The following is a 17,985-nucleotide window of genomic DNA, read 5'->3' on the forward strand; positions in this document are numbered from 1 at the left end:
CCAGAACCTCACAAACCCAAGGGTGAAGCAATGAGCACCTGCAAACGAAGGAACATGAGTGGAAAAACTCCACCTGTGTGGCCACCACATCGCTACCGCCCCAAGACCCATCTTCCAGTGAGAAGGCGAAGTGCAACTCGAGCGAACACTTGGAACACTGCAGAAAACCACCGTGACTACACATGCACATAGCGCAGCCCATGAGCGCGCGCGCATTCCCGTGATCACACGCACATTTCTTTGAGATTTACTGTATGTTATGAAAATTCGTGACAGCGCTCCGCTATTTACAACGATCGATAACAACGTTGCCAAACGACACAGAATACCTGCGTAATAAAACACACAAAAAGCACGGCACGACGCCGAAAAAAGCTAATCAATCCAAGGAATACACAATGAAAAACGCTTATATCATCCCGCTGCTAGCCGCTGGAACCTTAACGATCCTCACCGGCTGCGCCACAAAACGATATGGAAGACTACAACCGCTGACCAGCTACGAAACGAGTCACTACAATTGCAACCAGATCGCCTTGGAGTTGGCAAAGATTGACGCTTTCGAACAACAAGTCGCACAACAAGCAAAGTTCAGCGGCATGTCAGTGGCCAGCTTCCTGGGAGATTTCGGCATCGGTAACGTTCTCGAACGGAATGAAGCCATCAAAACAGCCAAAGAACGTCGGACACAACTCATGATGGCTCACTCAACCAAAGGCTGTGACAACCAACCACAACCCAAGCAACCCAAAGCGACACCCGCCCCTTCCCAGGGCGGTTAACACGACAAACAAAGTCAACGTCTGACCTACCCAAGAAGGCTTCCGGCTGTGCAGTCCCCTGCACAACCCACATGAAGCCCACCTGCCGCTCGGTCTTCGCGATCGCCAGCGGCACCCTGCGCTGCTCGACACCTCGGGCAGCGCCCCCATAAGTGCTCCCATCGTACCGTTGATGCCAGCACTTTCGACTTCCCTCCACTCGGGATAGCCAACCATGTTGCGGCGTTGATTTTCCACTTCAGTACACCTGAAGTGACATGCCCCTCGGTGGTGTAACGGCACGTGGTACGGCACTCCCCGCTGCGATGCCCAGAAAAGAGGCGAATAGCACGTCGCTTTTGTCCATATCACTGTCATCGCCCGGCCTAAGGCATCACACCGACGCTCACTGTTTTTGGATGACCACCGATTGCAAGATGCCATCCATCAGCTTGCGGGCGCGTTGGTAATCCTCGGTGTTCTGTTGCCGGGCGGCTTCGATAAAGTTGAAGTTGACGGTGATGTAGTAGCCGCTGCCGCCAATCGGGGTCATCCAGGTTTCTACGCCATCACCCACCGGCGTTGGGATACGTGCCCGGTACCAGGTCCAGGCGTTACCCCAGCGGGTTTCGGTACGTGGGGGCTCTAAAAAACGATTGGACTTGTAAGCACGATCAGGAGCGCTGACCCAGGCAACCGTTCTTTGAATATGCGTCTGGATACTTTCGCTGGCGGCGCTGCGGATGCCAAAACCGATGTAGTTGCCCCCCGCAAACTGTGCCTCGCATAACGCATTGAACTCCACCCCGGCGACTTCCTTTTTCACCGTGCCATCGGGGTGGGGGGTGCTTCTGTAATACGGGTAGCCGATGACATGGGCATATATTCCAGCGACTATCGGTGGACGATCTCCTCTGTTGACCACAATCCCCGGGTTACTGGAGCCATCTCGATATGACTTCATCACCACCTGCACATTGTCAGGTGGGGAGCCGGGGTAACAGCGGAAGATATTGATGCCATTGATAAAGGCATGCTTGACCGTGTATTGGCCTAAAAAATCCACCTTGAAGGATTCCAGGCTCAGGTCGCGGTTCTCCCAGGGGCCGGCCATCATCGGTTTGCCGGTGTGGGAATCGATGACGGGGCCGGGTCCGCTGCATGCCAGCAGTACGCTGCTGGCAAGTATCAGGACACCTAGCTTGATGCGGCGGTGCATGGACATTACCGCGCTCACTGTTTTTGGATGACCACCGATTGCAAGATGCCGTCCATCAGCTTGCGGGCGCGTTGGTAATCCTCGGTGTTCTGTTGCCGCGCGGCTTCAATAAAGTTGAAGTTGACGGTGATGTAGTAGCCGCTGTCGCCGATGGGAGTCATCCAGGTTTCCACGCCATCACCCACCGGCGTTGGGATACGTGCCCGGTACCAGGTCCAGGCGTTACCCCAGCAGGTTTCGGTCCGCGGGGCCTCCAAAAAAGCGCGATTGGACGGGCGACCCTGATAGGACTCATTGATCAAATCCGTCACCCTCTGAACCTTTGTCTGAATACTTTCGCTGGCGGCGCTACGGATGCCAAAACCGATGTAGTTGCCCCCCGCAAACTGCGCCTCGCACAACGCATTGAACTCCACCCCGGCGACTTGCTTTTTCACCGTGCCATCGGGCTGGGGGGTGTTTCTGTAATACGGGTAGCCGATGACCTCTGCATACATATCGAGAGGACGCGGTGGAAGCCCTTTACTAGTCAAAATAATCGCCGGGACATCTTTTCCATTACTCAGCCGCTCCATCACCACCTGGACATTGTCAGGCGGCGAGCCGGGGTAACAGCGTTTGATATTGATGCCATTGATAAAGGCGTGTTTGACCGTGTATTGGCCTAAAAAATCCACCTTAAAATATTCCAGGCTCAGGTCGCGGTTCTCCCAGGGGCCGGCCATCATCGGTTTGCCGGTGCGGGGATCGATGACGGGGCCGGGGCTGTTGCACGCCAGCAGCAGCAGCTGGCTGGTGAGGAGCAGTACACCTACGTGGGTGCATCGGTGCATGGGGGTTATTCCGGTGGGATGAGCCGCTGGCGCAACTGCTGCAGTTGTTGTTGGCGGGAGGTACTTGCAGTGGGGGCGGCCGGGGCAGCGGGTGACGTCAGCATACCTGGGGTGCTGTCGAGCTGCTGTTGCCAGTAGGCCGATTGATCCAGGAGGCGTTGCAACTGGGCCAGCTGGGTGGCGACGGGATCCTCTGGGCGCCGGGTGGCCTGCCATTGCTGCAACGCTACCATGGTCTGATCGTGACGCTTACGGTTCATCTCATCGATATCCAGGCCGGCATAGCTGAACACCCCTTCAGGATTGACGTTGTCCGGATGGCTGCCCAGGGCGGCGGTGCCGCCGCTGCTGTGCACCGAGTAGTTGGTCTCAAAGATCGACTTTAATTCCTGCAAACCCGCGGTCCCCGGATAGCCACCAATAATATGGGCGACAAAGTCATTGGACGGTGACCAGAAGCCGGGTTTGATATCCGTCACCTTGGCCGCGACTCCGGAGAGACGATCCTTTTCCGCGGCAGGGTTGTTGACGAACACCTCTAATTTCGTATCCCCTAACCCAAGTGCTGCGAGCACATTGAGCGCCCCGGTTTCGGTCATGGTGCCGCGGCTATGACCCACAAAATTTACCGGGTTGGTGTACTTATGGGTTGCGCTGTTATACATCAACGTCTCCGCCACCTGGGCCTGGAGCCGTGAGGCCGGGCTGACCACGCGCCCATTGCTGACCTCCATCAGCTTCTCCAGGCCGGCCACGATCAGTTCCCCCACAGTATGGGTGGGCTGGGTATGCACCACGTAGGTGGTGTTAACGTAGGTTTCGCCTGTTTCCGCAATTTTTGTTCTGTCTTTATTTGTCGGCGTCATCTGCAAGCCTAGTTCCGCAGCGCGGCGCAACAAGTTGCTGATGCCGTTGCCGAACACGGTGCTGTTTTTCTTCTCTTCGTCCGCCAGGGCGCGCAGCGCATCCAAGGTCACCGGGATCGCTTGGATATTGGCTACGCCGCCGGCCAGGGCCCAGCGGCTTTGGTCGGTGAGCAGGTCATCGTTGGGGCCGCGGGTGCCGGCGATGAACTCGGCGACTTTGGTCGCGTCCAAGGTGCGGTTGGCGTCGTGGATGGTGTCTGTCAGGTCGTTGACGGCCTGCTCGCGGAGGCGTTTGTCCGACCAGCCCGGATGGGCTTGCCGCAGGGCGGCGGTGCGTTCTTCCACCAATGTGTTGTTGGCTGCATGGTCGTTGGTGCAGGGTTGGCTGACGCAGAACACCTTCTCAAGGGTCGGGCTGAGGATGTTGCTGAGGCCTTGGTCAATCAGGATGCGGCCGCTGTCGGCCAGTAAGGCGCCGGCCTGGCTGCGGTGCTGTACGTCAGCCTGCAAGGTGCCCAGGTCGGTGGCCGCCAGAGGGGTGTGGGCCCCATCCGGGTCACGGCGCAGGGTCGCCAGGGGGGCGGGATCGCCGCCGCGCAGCACGATGTTAGCCGCGCTCACCACCGCTTCGGTAGTGCTGCGGTCGTTGACCTGACGATCAGCGCTGCCCATGTGTTGACCAATCAGGGTTCTGCCGAGGCTGTAGATCGGAAGCTGGCTGTTGCCCTGGGAGAGGCCGCTGACCAGGTCGCTGCTCAGGGTGAAGCCGGAGGCACTCGCACCGGCATTGTGGTGGTTGTCCACGGTGCTGTGGCCCATGCTCTGGGTGGAGAGCTTTTGCAATGCCTGAGGGGCGCTGCTGACGATGGCGCCGCCGTCCAGTTGGGTATGGCCGCCCACGTGGATGGTGTAGCCGCCGGCGCCGGCAAATAGGCCGCTTTGGTCACGCACGCTGGCGTAGTCCTGGGTGGCGTGTTGATTGGCATGGCTGAAGGTGGCGTTGCTGCCAAGCCCGCTCATGACCAAGGTGGCGCCGGCGCTGTTTTGGCGCTGTTGGGAGCTGGCACGCAGGGTGTCCTGGCGGCTTTCGATGTCTAGGTTGCCGCCAATGGTGCCGTTGATGCTATCGGCTAAGACATGGGCGCCACGCAGTTGCGCGTTGCCACCGGCGTTGAGGGTGGCATTGCCACTGACCCGGATGGCGGTGTCCACCTGGGTGACAGACTGCTGACTGGACTGGCCTCTGCCCCGGGCGCCGCCGGCGTTGAGACTGGGGCTGGAGGAGCCCACGTTCCATTGGGCACCCACGCTGCTGCTGCTGTAGCGTTGGCTGGAGGTGTGCTCTTGGGTGCTCTGGGCGCTGTGCAGAATGAGGTCACCAGCCGCATTGAAGGCCAGGCTACCGCTGCTGATCTGGGCACCAACGGCGCTGAGTTGCCCGGTGCCCTCTTGGCGCTCGCCTTTTTCATTGTGGATGCCAAAGGCGGTGACGGAGACTTTGCCGCCGGCGCGTAGTTGGGCACCGCGGGCCGTGGTGGCGGTCATGCTGGTCTGGCTTTGGCTGGTGGTGCTGCCGAAAGAGACGCCGCCGCCGAAGGTGTGGGGTATGCCGCCTTCGCGCAGGGTCTTGATTTCGTCCAGGGCACGATCACCGGCACTGAAGGCGCTGTTGAGGGCGCGTACGCCGTACAGCGTGCTGAGTTGTCCCGTCGGGGCATGGCGGGCGTTTCTAATGTCGGCGGGCACGGCCTGGGCGAAGGTGCCCAGGGCGCTGCTGAAGCCAACGCTAAAGCCGCTGTGTTTGCTGGCCTGCTGCTGTTGAGCGCTGGCGGTGTCGTACACCGGGTCCATGGTGACGTTGACGCCGCTGACGTTGATGTTGCCGGCGGCAATCAGGTCGATGCCAGGGGCCTGGACGGCGCCTTTGCTGGAGTGGATGAGGATGTTGCCATTGAGGGCGGCCACGGTGTTGCCGGTCAAGTAGGTGGCGTGGTGGCTGCCTTGTTGGCTGGCTTTTTGGGAGCCCACGGTGAAGCCGGCGCCAGAACCGAACACGCCGCTGCGGCGCTGGGTGGTGCTGTAGCTGGAGCTGTGGGTGTTTTGGGCGCCGAACATGCCCACGCCGTGGGTGCCTTCAATGTGGGGGTTGCCATCGGCTATAAAGTCGGTGCCAACGCTGTAAACCTTGTCGCCTGTGACGGTGACCTTGGTGCCGCCCAGGACGCTGCCCAGGGCAATGGTGTCTTGGCTGCTGGCGGTGCTGTGGCTACGGCTGGAGCCCCATAGGCCGCTGCGCCGGCTGGTGCGTTCTTCTTGGCCGCTGCGCCGTTCTTGGCCGGCCACCAGGGCCACGGTGCCGTCAGCAGAACTGATGTTCAGCTTGCCTTGGCGGCTGTCCAGGGTCACGGCACGCCCGATGACGCCACCCTCGCCTTTGATGGTGACGTTGCCAGTGCCAGTAATACGGGTGCCTACTTCGCTGTCGCGGGTGCTGTGGATGCTGTTGCCCGGTCCTAGGGTGGCGCTGTTGGTTTCGCCCACGGCCACGGTGGCCATGTTGAGTTTGCCGGCCGCGGTGACGGTGCTGGTGCCGCCCGGGCCGGTGTTGCTGAAAGTGACGCCTTGCAGGGTCATGTCTTTGTCGGAAGTCACGTGCAGGGTGCCGCCGGGGCCGGTGACGCGAAAGGTCGATGGGCGGTCGATTTCGGTGCGGCTGAAGTGACGTTGGCCTGTGGTGCTGTAGCCGCGTGTGGTGCTGCGGGCTATCAGGCCGCCAGCGGCGGTGACATCCAGTGAACTGCGGGCGCTGAATGTGCCGCCAATGTCGGTGAGGGTGTCTTTGGTATGCACTTTGACGTGGTCGGCGTCCATCTGGCCGCCTTCTTGGTGGATGTTGTCCGCGTCAATCGTGAGGCGGTCGCGCCCGGTGAGGGTGCCGGTGTTGGTGAGGGTGCCCGATAGGTCCATGGTGAGGCGGGCACCGGCCATGAGGGCGCCGTCGGTCTTCAGGTCCCCGCGGCGCGGGCGTAGGTAGACACGGGGCACCAGGGCGGTGGTGCTGGTGCCGTTGGGCAGGGTGACGGGTTGTTCCACCAGCCAGACGATGTCGCTGGTGAGTTGGGCCATTTGGTCAGCGCTCAGGGCGATGCCGGGGCGTAGGCCGTAGTGCTGGGCAACGGTGACGCCGGCGTCCAGCAGGGCGCGGTATTGTTGGTCGTCGTTGGCGTAGCCGTCCAGCAAGCGCCGCCCGGTGAGTTGGGCGATTTGTTCGCGGATCAGGCGTTGTTCGTAAAAGCCGTCGCCAAGGCGTTTGTGCATGCTGGCCAGGGGGTCGTTCAGGGCCTGAAGTTGTCGGTCGGCGGTGGTCCGGTCGCTGCCGCCGCTAAAGTGTGGGTCGGTGACGATGAGGCTGGCGGCGTCGGGATGGACGGTAAACAGGCGGTTGTTGGGCAGGATCAGGGGGCCAGGAACGGTGGTCGCGGTGGCCCAGGACGGGGCAGCCACGCTGATCGGGGCGTTGTCGGTGTGCAGGGTCGGTAGGCGGGCGTCCGCCAGGTCCTGCAGGGTGGTGTCGGGGATGGTCAGCGGGAGCTGGCTCTCCACGGATAAGGCGGGCTCCTCGGCAGACTGGTCCGTGGTCGGAGCCGGGGTGAGCTCGGGCATCAGCGGCATCGGGGGGCTGGTGTGCAGGTCGCCCAGGGGTGGGTGTTCGACGTGGGTGGTGGTATGCAGGGATTGCAGGCGGTTGTTGACATCCACGGCGGCGATGTATTGGTGGCCGCCGCTGGTGATGCGCCCGCCAATTTGGCCGATGGTGTAGCGCTGGGACGGCATGGTCCAGGTCTCGGCGGCGCCGGCGTAGGTGTAGCTGATGTTGTTGAACTGCGTGGTGCGCGACAGTTCAGCGGTGAGGTTGTCGATGAGGCTGGCTTTGCTGTACTCCGGGGCTTTTTCGGGGTCCTTGGGCGGGTGTGGCGGCAGGCCAACGATGGTCTGGTCGCCACCGGCAAGGATGTCGGCGTAGTGGTTGGCCAGGCGGTCGACCTGGACGAACATGGCGCCGCCAGATTGGATCAGCGCCGCGGCGCCAGCGCCCGGTTGCAGGATGTCGTCGACGGTGGTCTTGGTGGCGTGGCGGTACTGTTCGTTGGTTTTGACATCCGTGGGGCCGCGGCGCATGTGGGTCAGGGTGTGGTCCGGGTCGGTGTAGTCACGCCAGGTGATCAGCCGGACGCAGTCGGTACGGCAGGTGCCGTAGGCCGGGTCGTAGGTCAGGACTTCGTCTTGGTAGGTGATGTGGACGTCTTGTTGGCGTTCGTTTTTTTGGGGGGTGTCCAGGCCGGCCCAGGCGCTGCCCTGCCGGGCGGCGCTTTGGACTTGGTCGGGGTTGGGTTGTTGGTCTTGGCGGCTGGTGTAGTACAGCACAACGGTGCCTTCACGGGCGCTCAGGTCCAGGCGCTGGCGTTGGCGTTGGCGTTGGCCGCGGGCGGCATACAGGCCGCCGCGGGCATACAGGTAGGTGCTGGTCTGCGGGGTCAGGCGCACCACGGCGCGGTGGATGATGTAGCCGTCCGGGGTGGTATAGGGTTCGTCTTGGAGGATGTCGTTGGGGTTGAGGTAGTAGATCTCGTGGGCGTCGTAGTTGCTGGTGAGAGTGAAGTCCGCGTCATTGTTGCGTTGGTTGTCGCGCCAGGCCGGTTGGGACATGCGTACGGTGGTGCTCACGCCGGGCGCCTGGGTGAGGTGGACGTTGTCGCGGATGTTGTTGAGGGTGGTGGTGGTGATGTCCAAGGCGCCGTCCACGTCAATGGTGGCGCTGCGGTTGTCCAGCAGGGTGGCGCTGCCGGTGGCGTGGCGATCGCTATCCAAGGTGCCGCCAATGGCGGCATCGCCGGCGCTGTAGATCAGGGCGGCGCCGCTGTTACGCACGGTGGCCGCGCCAATGTCCAGGCGTTCGCGGGCGGCAATGGTGGCGGCGTGGGTCTGGCCGGCGGTGGATTCATCGCGGTTGGTGAGGGTCTGGGCCTGGAGGGCGAGGTGGTCGCCGTAGAGGCGCGCGGTGCCAATGTTGTCGAGGGTGGCGGCCTGGAGGTGGGTGGTGGCCGCATCAATCAGGCCGCGGTTGCTCAGGGTCGCGGTGGCGGTCAGTTGGGCCTGGCCGCTGGCAGTCATCTGCCCGGTGGCAGCGTTGTCAATGGTGCGGGCCTGCAGGGTCAGGTCACCGGTGTGCAGCAGGCCGGCGTTGCTGAAGGTGTCCGCGGCGCTGAGCTGGGCTTGGCCGCTGGCAGCCATCTGCCCGGTGGCCACGTTATCGATGCGCTGGGCCTGCAGGGTCAGGTCCGCCGCCTGGATAAGGCCGCGGTTGTGCAGGGCCCCGGCGGTACGCACGGTGAGCAGGCCGGCGGCGCTGAGGGTGCCGCCGTTGTCCAGACCTTCTTGCAGGGCCAGGGTCAGGGCGGTGCCAGCATGCAGCAGGCCGGCGCCGCTGAAGGCGCTCAGGTGCAGGCTTTGGGCGCCGCCACTCAGCAGGGTGCCGGCTTGGTTGGTCAGTTGGGCGGCACTCAGCTGTAGGGTGCCGCCGGCAGTGAGGCGTCCGGCGGTGTTCTGCAGGGCGCCGCGTAGGGTCAGGGCGATGTCTTGGGCAGCGCTGAGGTGGCCATCGCGGTTGTCCAGGGTGGTGCTGTCGATCTGCAGGTGGGTGGCGTGCAGGCCGGTGGCCGGGGCGGCGGTGTCACGGGGGCGGGAGCCAGGGTCCGGGGCCGCAGGGGTCGTTCGGTTGTCCAGGGTGGTGGTGGTGATCGCCAGGGCCCCGGCGGCGCTGATCAGGCCGTCGTGGTTGTCCAGGCGGTTGTCTAGGTGCAGGCGCGCATCCGCGCCGCTGTGCAGGCGTCCGCCGGTGTTGCTCAGGGTGTGGGCGTCGATCTGGAGACCGTTGGCGCCGCCAAGTTGGCCGCCAGCGGTGTTGTCAATGTGGGTGCTGTGCAGCTGGGTGGCGGCTTGGGAGAATACTTGGCCGCCGTGGTTGTTTAGGGTGGCGCTGCGCAGGTCGAGGGCGCCGCCAGCCAGTAGGGCGCCGCCGGCGCTGTTGTCCAGAAGGTGCGGGCCGGTGTCGATGCGCAGGGCAGTGGCCGCTTGCACCAGGCCGGCACGGTTGTCTAGGACGCCGCTGTGCAGGGTCACGGTGCCGCTGGTGCTGCCCAGGCGGCCACCGCGGTTGTCCAAGGGTTGGTTTTGGGTGTACAGGGTCACTTGGGCGCCGCTCAGGGTGCCGGCGCGGTTGGTCAGGCCGGCGCTGCTGAGCCAGAGGGCTTCGCGACTCTGCAGCAGGCCGGCGCTGTTGTCCAGCAGGCCGCTCAGGTGCAGCTGCGCTGCGCCGGCCGCGTCCAGGGTGCCGTGTTGGTTGAACACGGTGGCCGCGCTCAGGCGCAGGTCTTGGCCGCTGGACAGGGTGCCGTTGTCTTGGTTGTTGAGGGTGCCAGTAACGTGCAGGTCCAGCAGACCGGTGGCGGTGTGCAGGACGCCGCCGCGGTTGTCCAGGGTGCTGGCGTGCAGGGTGCCAGGGCCGCTGAGCAGCAGCTGGCCTTGGGTGTTGTCCCAGGTGCCGGTGGTCAGGGTGGCCGGGCCAGTGAGCAATAGATGGCCGCCGCGGTTGTCTAGGGCTTGGGTGGCCTCCAGGCGGCTGGCGCCGGGGCCGGTGCTGTGCAGGGTGCCGCCGCGGTTATCCAGGGTGGCGGTGTGTAGGTCCAGCACGCCGTTGGTGGCGATGCTGCCGCCACGGTTGTCCAGGCGGGTGCGGGCCTCCAGTTGGAGGGCTTGGTCTGACTGGGCGGTAAGTTGGCCGCCGGCGGTGCTGAGGACGCCGGTACGGATGCTCACGTGCTGGGCCCAGGTGGTGCCTTGGCTCAGGTCGGTCTGGGTGCCGGTGATGCTCAGGGCGCCTTGGCTGCTCAGGGTGCCGCCGGGGCCGAAAAGGGTGGCGGCGTCGATCTGCAGGGACCCCTGCCCGCTGTGCTGTACGGTGCCGCCGCTGTTATCCAGGGTGGTGGCGTTGAGGGTGAGGGCGCTGCCGGTGCTGGATAGGGTGCCAGTGGTGTTGTCTAGCAGGCCACCAATGCGCAGGTGGGCCGCCTGGGGGCCGGTGTGGAGGAGTTGGCCGCCACGGTTGTTGAGCTGGTGGGTCTGTAGGTCCAGGGCGCCGCTGGCCTGAAGTTGGCCGGCGTCATTAGTAAGTTGCCCGGTCTGCAGGGTCAGAGCGTTAGCCGCGCTGGCCAGCACGCCGTGTTGGTTGTCCAGTAGGCCATCAATGCGCAGGTGGGCCGCCTGGGGGCCGGTGTGGAGGAATTGGCCGCCACGGTTGCTGAACTGTTGGGTGTTCAGGGCCAGGGCGCCGCTGGCTTGGAGTTGCCCAGCGGCGTTGTTGACCACTTGGCTGTGAATGAGGGCCTCTGCTGCAAGGTGCAGGATGCCGTGACGGTTATCCAACCCTTGGCCTTGCAGGGTCAGTTGGTTCAGGGCGGCGTGGCCGTGGCGGTTGTCCAGGCCGCTCAGGGTGGCGTTGATGGCGCCGCCAGCCGTGATGAGGCCGCCGCGGTTGTCAATGTCACTCTCTAGGGTCAGGCGACCGTCGGCCAGCAGGGAGATGGCAGGGGGGGACGCAGGCAGGGGGGAGGTGTCGTTGCCAGGAGGTTCAATGGCAACAGAAGGGGGGGGGGCTGCCAGGAGGCTCAACGGCGACGGGAGGGGCGCTGGGGCCGGTGGGCAGGTCCGTGGAGGGAGGCTGCCCGATAGACGGCCCCTCCACAGCTCCCAGGCGGCCTTGGGCTTGGTTGTCGAACTGCTGGGCTTGGATGGATAGGGGTTGGGCGCCGGTTTGTTCCAGGCGACCGCCGCGGTTGTCCAGGGTGGCGCCGCTCAGGTCCAGTCGAGCGGCGTTGAGGGTGCCGCTGCGGTTGTCAATGTCGGCCTGAGTGTGCAGGTGCAGGGTCTGGGCAGCACTGATCAGGCCGCTGTTGCCAACCCCCTGTGTCGCGTTCAGGTGCGTGTCTGTGGCCGCTTGCAGGCGACCGCTGTTGTCTAGACGGCCATCCACCGTGACCACCAGTTCACCGGACTGGGCCGTCATGGCGCCAGCATGACGGACGCCTAAGCCGTGTTCGGTGCCTATCAGGGTGATCTTGCCGGCGTACATCCCGCCCAGGGCCGATACATCCAGGGCAAAGGCCGGAGGCGCCGCCGCGCCAGGCAGGGAGACAGCCGCGCTACCGTCAGCCGGCACGGAGGCAGCGCCAATGCTCCCCTGCAGTTGCTGGGCCCATAGGCCAGCGTTGAGCTGTATGGAGCGGGTGATCAGGGCGGTGTAGTCAGCCGTGCGGCTGTCCAGGCCAGCGCCGTCCAGGCGAATAGCACCGCCTTGAACGCGGTAGCTCTCTAAGGCGCCGCCAGCATCAAACTCGGGAGCTCCCGTGCTCAGGGTGAAACGGCTGGCGTTGAGCACCCCGCAGCCGCTGCAGGTGATCCCAGAAGGGTTGGCAATGATCACTTGGGCGCGGGCGCCAGCCACTTCCACCATGCCATGCAATTGGCTGGGTTGGGCGCTGTTTACTTCGTTAAGAATCACCCGGGCGGTGCCGGTCGCCAGCCAGGGGTTGCCCGGTACCCAGCCGCCCAGGTGTGTTTGGGTTTGGGTGCGGGCGTTGTTGAGAATCGCGCCAGAGGCGCCCACGTCTAGCTGTTGGTAGGTGTTGCGCGATACTCCCGCCTGGCTGGGGGTTTGAATATTGATCAGGGCAACACCAGGGGACGCTTCCAAAATCGTGGGGCGCTGCGTCCCGGGGGCCTGGGGATCGGCCACCACTTGGGCGCCAGCCAGGCTGCACACCCCAACCCAACCCAGGCTCAACCATAATCCAAAGGACACCGCACGCACTTGCGCGGTCTGTCGGCGCGCTAGCTGCGGTGAGGTGCCCGCGGTGCTACCGCGTGGAACAGCCAGTTCTGAAGCCACTTGCCATAGGCGCAGGGCGCGGTTGTAGATCAGCCGGTACAGGTCCTTGTTCATGGTATCTCCATTGATTTAAGTGGTTAGAACGACCAGTTCAGGTTGAATCCGGTCACGGTGTAGGCATTTGAGAAACCGCGTGGACGGTTGAGTGGTGCGCCTACGAAGACATCCCAAAAGAGGGTGTTGTAGCCGCCACGCAATCCCAAGGCGGTACCGGCGAGGTGGTTGCCCGGTTGTAACGGGGCCGAAGGGCCTCCAATGTGACCATAGTCCAAGGCAACATAAGCCTCTTGGCCACCGCCCAGGGAGAGCCCTACATCGTTGCGCAGCAGCCAGCCACGCTCGCCGATCAACGTCATTTCGCCATCGAAGCCACGGACGGTGTAGCGCCCGCCAATGGCGAAACGATCCTGCGGGACTAGGCGGGTACGGTTCCATTGGGCACGCCAGCTGCCGGCATAGCGCAAGCGCTGGCGACCAAGTTGGAACGGTAAGCTGAGCTGTGCATCGGCAACATAGATCTTGGGGCGCGAGGTGCCTTCATCGAACAGTTCTTCCGGTGCCGGTAAGGCGCCAAAGGCGCCGGTGCCGCGCCGGACACCTAGTGTGGTATCCAGTGTGGCGGCACTGATGTAGCGGCGATAGGTGAGGCCCATCTCCCATCCGGCCATACGCCGGCGTTGTACGAGCACTTCGGTATCGTCGATGAAGTTTTTTGAATCACGGGTCCAGGCGCGCAGATACATGCCGCTTTTGCTGTACGCGGTACGGGCCAGCAGCCGCGATAGTTTGACCTCGGTATTGTGGCTTTCACCCCGGTAAAGATAGGTTTGCTGGCTACCGGCAACGCTTTGGTGGTAGTCGTAGCCGCTGTGGGTGGCACCGATCAGCCAGTGGCCCAGAGGCATGGAGTAATGCAGGGTGATGCCGCGGGTACCACGCCTGCTGCCGTTGAAGGCGGCACGGCTCAGGTTGACGTAGAAGAGGTCGTTCTGGGCCAGGGCATGATCCAGGGACAGGGTCGCCCCCGCCTGGGTCTTGCCGGTGCTTTGGCTGCCTGAGTCGTCGAAGCTGACATTGAAGCGCACGGGGCGCGCCTGGCTCCAGGACACGACCAGATCGCTTTGCCCGGGACGAGCGTGCTCTCCTTCGGTCGGAACGATTTGGATATCGGCTTCAACGGTGGGAACGCGCTTGAAGTTCTCCAAGCCCTGCTCAATGTCGCGGAGGTTGAGCAGCTCCCCCGGGCGGGCAGGAATGGCATTCCAAAGGGTGGCATCGCTGGTGGTGCCGGGGGCAAAACGAATCTGACCGAGGGTGCCAGGAATGATGGTCAGCCGCAGTTCCCCGCTTTTGAGGTCTTGTGGTGCCGCCAGGACGCGTGTGGTGACGTAGCCACGTGCAATGATCGCGTTCTGGACACGGGAGATGACCAGGTTGATGCCTGTGGCGCCCAGGCAATGCCCGATCGCCGGGTCATGGGGTGGATTGGCAGCCGCTAAGGCCCACTGAAAGCGCGCGGCGCTGTCGCCTTCCAGCCGGATGCGCTGAATCGGGAAACAGGGGGTTTCTTCCCGCGGCAACAAGGAGGGCGGCTGGCCTGACGCCTCCTGTAAGCGGGTGTCCGGGGGGCGCTCCAACTGTTCACGCAGGGCGCGCTCGCGTTCTTGCTGACGCAATAACTCCTGATCGGGTGGTGCCACCTGCGCGTATGCGCTCTGCAGCAGCAGGGCAGCCCCTAAGGGCAATAAACACCATCGAACATACCGCGCCGCTGGCATCCCAACGCCGCCCGGATAAGACACTCTTGTGTTCTGAATCATCGCTTACCTTGCTGTGAAAGGCAGTACGCCAAATTTCCTGCGTCCTTTCATACCTTAAGTGTGATTAATTTCAATCTTAAATAATTTCAGTGGAGGATCACCATGTGATTTGTAGAAACAACAACCTAGGAAAACTACTGATTCTTATGTAGGAAAATCCCTATATCCCGGGTCACGTGAACAAAATGCCGCCGTCTGACGACAGACCGCGGAGCTTTTCTCGCCCACAGGGTCCAATGCCTTCACTGCACCAGCACTCAAGGCAGGCCTCGCTGAGGTGCCAGCGGACGGACGATTGTTTTTGGTTGCGGTGAACAACGCCCATTTCATCTCCTTCCAAACAGTGAGCAGGCATCCATGAAGGTGCTGTTCCGCGTGTGCCGGAAGGCGTTAGGGATGCACTTGGCAGTATCCGTAGTGGTGCTCACTCATACGCAGTGAAAGCAGTATGGTGCTCGGATCTGCATGTGTAGACTTTGCGCGCACGCCACCACGTTGGTCTCACAGCAGGATGTCCAAGGGACCGCAGCGCTCGGAGCCGCATATGTCAGGTCGGCCATCAAGTGAGCCAAACACTGAAAACACGTTCGCCATGTGTTGGCTAAGCTGAACATGTCCGCATGACACGCCCGCCTCTTTGTGTTTTATCAGGTTTATCGATCTCCATGCCACCCGGCTCAGGGTTCACCTGTATGCCGCCTTGGGGGATACCCTAGGTTGGAAAGAATGCAGACCGATGAATACGTAACCGCTTCAGGATGTGGATGCCCAAGTCAATCATCACCAGCGGCATTCTGGAGTGCTGCATCCATGCGATCACCGGCAACGTACCGGAATCGGTACGCTGCAAGGTTTGCTTCGAACCGCGGCAGGGGCTCGATATGCGTTGCGGTCTGGATGAAGCCAGACCTCGCCACACTGATAGCGGGTCCGTCAATGCGATGCGGGCGCCGGTGTTGACTTCGCTTCAGGCAGGGCCTGCTTCACGTAGGTATCGAACCAATTGAGCATCTCGTAGACCAGCTGTTCGTTTGACTCCAAGGCGGCATACCAATGTGGCTCATGCGGCAGCATCACCAATCGCGCGATACCACCGTTGCCGCGGATGGCCTGGTAGAACTTGCGGGATTGGAATGGCTCGGTGCCAGGATTCGCGTCGTCCTCGCCATGTATCAGTAGCAACGGACGTTTGATCCTGTCGGCATAGAAGAACGGCGATACCTTTAGGTAGACGTCCTTGGCTTGCCAGAGGGCACGGCGTTCGTTCTGGAAACCAAACGGGGTGAAGGTTTTGTTGTATGAACCGCTGGTCGCCACACCAGCGCGAAACAGATCGGTATGGGCTATCAGGTTGGCTGTCATCAGGGCGCCGTGACTGTGACCTGTGACACCGATGCGATTACGGTCAACCACGCCCAAGGCCACAGCCTTGTCCACTGCGGCCCTGGCATCGGCTTCGAGCTGTTCAAGGTAGGTATCGTAGGCCGTTTGAGGGTCACCTACGATGGGGAATGAGGCGTCGTCAATGATGGCGTAGCCAGCCAGGAGCAGCAGCCGGTAGTACGGTAAGCGGGTGAATGTTTGCTGCGAGCCGGAGACTTGGCCAGCCTGGGCGCTGTTGGCGAAATCAGCGGGATAGGCGTACAGGATCGCCGGGAGGCGCTCGCCTTCTTTATAGTCCGGCGGGGTGTACAGGGTGAAGGAAAGATCCACGCCATCGGCACGCTTGTAGGTCACCAGGCGCTTCTTGATGTGACGCACTTCCGGGGTCGGGTCGGTGACACGGGTGATGCGGGCAGTGCTGGACACATAGGCCGCCTCACCCGGCGCAGCCATTGCGTCCTGCGCACCAAGGGTGCGTAAGAAGGCGTTAGGCGGGTCGCTCACGGATTGATGCCAGGTCAGGAGCCTATCGGATTTGGCAACAAAGCCGAGGAACCGCTCGTAGGCGTCACTGCTGCTGCGAAACAGGCGTTGTGTTTTCAGTGTGTTGAGGTCGAGGCGGTCCAAGAAAGGCCGGTCACCCTGTGGCGAAGCGCCCTGTCCGCTCAGATACACGGCAGCGCCGTCCTGGCGTACAACGTAGGTGCCGTTGGGCAATACACGGTAGACAAACTCGCCGGGGTCACCATAGAGCTCATCGCTAGAAAGATCCCACAGCACGCGACCGGGGTGTGCCTGCCGATCAAGGTCGACAATACGGGTGTGGCGCCAGTGACGGTTGTCATCCTCTTCATTGAGAAAGGCTATATCCGGCTGTGCGGTCCAGGCGAAGCCATCGAAACGCTGTACGGTGCGCGTGATCTCGACTGGTTTGGTGGTGAATGGCGCTTGCAACATCAGCAGGCGATCGCGGTGCGGCACGCTGACATTCCAGTCACCGTGGTCTAGGGCCTCAGCCCATACCAATGTGGCTGGATCAGTAGCACGCCAGTCGAAGTCGCGTGGCCCCTCCGGTACGCCATGCACCGGCACACGGTCAGCCAATGGCAGACGCGCGATAGGCGTGGATGCCGTTTTCACAAGGTCGAGTACGGCCATGTCTCGGGCAAAGCGCTGGTAAGTGACCGCATGGGAGTACGGTGGCTGAATCGCTGCGGTCAACACATGGACCCCATCAGGGGCAGCTTTGACATCGTCGTACAACGCCGGAACACCGACCGGACGTAGCACACCCGCTGCGACATCAACTACCGCCAGCTGCGAAGCGCCGTAGTAGGCGAACAAGGCATCATCGTAAGCACTGGCGAGGGTATCGCGCGTCTCGTAGGTGCTGCTCTCGCCTGTGCCGCCGAGTGCCTCCTGAACATCCGGACCAGCGGTGACAGCATTGTTGGCCGGTGGCAATCCCTGATGCGCGGGCACGAGCTTGACAAGGAGCTGGCGACTGCCGCCCAGCCATTGCACGGTATTACCGAAGATCGGGTTGAGACGCACATCGGGCACTTGACGTACTTGGCCGGTCGCAGCATCACCGATCCACAGTTCAACTGAATCCGACGCAACATTCTGGAAGGCGAAGCGCTGGCCATCCGGCGACCACAATGCCATGCCAGGGCAGGCCCCAGCAGGTAAATGGACCTGAGTCTCTCGAGCGCTGGCAATCTCCACCAAGGTGAAGGCAGCGGCGCAGGATGGAATCCCGTAGCCGCCCGGGGTGTCGTGACGGCTGCGGTTATGGGGTTCCACACGCACACCGGCCAGTTTCAAGTAGGGCTGGGCAACGCGGGTGATCGAAGGATAGGTCTGCTGAGTCGTCAGCAACAGACGGCGACCGGTCGGATCGACGCCAGGGACAGGGATTGGCGTCAGTGGCGCCTTCAGCACCTTGAGTACGTGCTCGGGGGGCGTGCGATAGCCAGCAAAGGCGGGGATGACGCCAAACGAAGCCGTCATGATGACGATAAACAGTGCGGACCAGAGGTCCCTGCAGGAGGGCATAGCGATTGTCCTTGGCATCGTGATATCAGACGCTGGACGCA

Annotated in this window: 6 protein-coding genes and 1 pseudogene; 1 reads left to right on the plus strand and 6 read right to left on the minus strand. The window is 62.6% G+C overall.

The window, feature by feature from the left end; all coding sequences use genetic code 11:
• The first annotated feature begins 269 nt into the window (after positions 1 to 269).
• Positions 270 to 782 carry a hypothetical protein gene (locus tag PLS229_RS09970; protein ID WP_230428245.1) on the plus strand — a complete coding sequence of 171 codons (513 nt, stop codon included), beginning with the start codon at positions 270 to 272 and terminating at the stop codon, positions 780 to 782.
• A gap of 385 nt (positions 783 to 1,167) precedes the next feature.
• On the opposite strand, the gene PLS229_RS09975 is transcribed toward PLS229_RS09970, so the two are convergent.
• From PLS229_RS09975 to PLS229_RS10000, 6 genes and pseudogenes are all read right to left on the minus strand, one after another.
• Positions 1,168 to 1,986, minus strand: a complete 819-nt coding sequence (locus PLS229_RS09975) for a DUF769 domain-containing protein (RefSeq protein WP_038270465.1) — start codon at positions 1,984 to 1,986, stop codon at positions 1,168 to 1,170.
• 8 nt (positions 1,987 to 1,994) lie between these two features.
• The gene (locus PLS229_RS09980) at positions 1,995 to 2,813 is read right to left on the minus strand and encodes a DUF769 domain-containing protein (protein ID WP_038270464.1); all 819 of its coding nucleotides are present in this window, start codon (positions 2,811 to 2,813) and stop codon (positions 1,995 to 1,997) included.
• A 5-nt stretch (positions 2,814 to 2,818) separates the two neighbouring features.
• Positions 2,819 to 12,737, minus strand: a pseudogene (locus tag PLS229_RS09985) (two-partner secretion domain-containing protein).
• Positions 12,738 to 12,760: 23 nt separating this feature from the next.
• The gene (locus PLS229_RS09995; RefSeq protein WP_038272757.1) at positions 12,761 to 14,503 is read right to left on the minus strand and encodes a ShlB/FhaC/HecB family hemolysin secretion/activation protein; all 1,743 of its coding nucleotides are present in this window, start codon (positions 14,501 to 14,503) and stop codon (positions 12,761 to 12,763) included.
• 712 nt (positions 14,504 to 15,215) lie between these two features.
• Complete coding sequence (locus tag PLS229_RS11990; protein WP_205395218.1) at positions 15,216 to 15,353, minus strand: hypothetical protein; 138 nt, start codon at positions 15,351 to 15,353, stop codon at positions 15,216 to 15,218.
• An 83-nt stretch (positions 15,354 to 15,436) separates the two neighbouring features.
• Positions 15,437 to 17,899 (minus strand): S9 family peptidase, encoded by a 2,463-nt coding sequence (locus PLS229_RS10000; RefSeq protein WP_051482380.1) that lies wholly within the window; start codon positions 17,897 to 17,899, stop codon positions 15,437 to 15,439.
• Positions 17,900 to 17,985: the final 86 nt, after the last annotated feature.

The sequence above is a fragment of the Xylella taiwanensis genome (assembly GCF_013177435.1).
In the GTDB taxonomy this organism is placed as follows: domain Bacteria; phylum Pseudomonadota; class Gammaproteobacteria; order Xanthomonadales; family Xanthomonadaceae; genus Xylella; species Xylella taiwanensis.

What these genes read in the sequence shown, in the direction of transcription:
- PLS229_RS09975 (WP_038270465.1), bottom strand. Translation starts at nt 1,986, where the DNA reads ATGTCCATGCACCGCCGCATCAAGCTAGGTGTCCTGATACTTGCCAGC.
- PLS229_RS09980 (WP_038270464.1), bottom strand. Translation starts at nt 2,813, where the DNA reads ATGCACCGATGCACCCACGTAGGTGTACTGCTCCTCACCAGCCAGCTG.
- PLS229_RS09995 (WP_038272757.1), bottom strand. Translation starts at nt 14,503, where the DNA reads ATGATTCAGAACACAAGAGTGTCTTATCCGGGCGGCGTTGGGATGCCA.
- PLS229_RS10000 (WP_051482380.1), bottom strand. Translation starts at nt 17,899, where the DNA reads ATGACGGCTTCGTTTGGCGTCATCCCCGCCTTTGCTGGCTATCGCACG.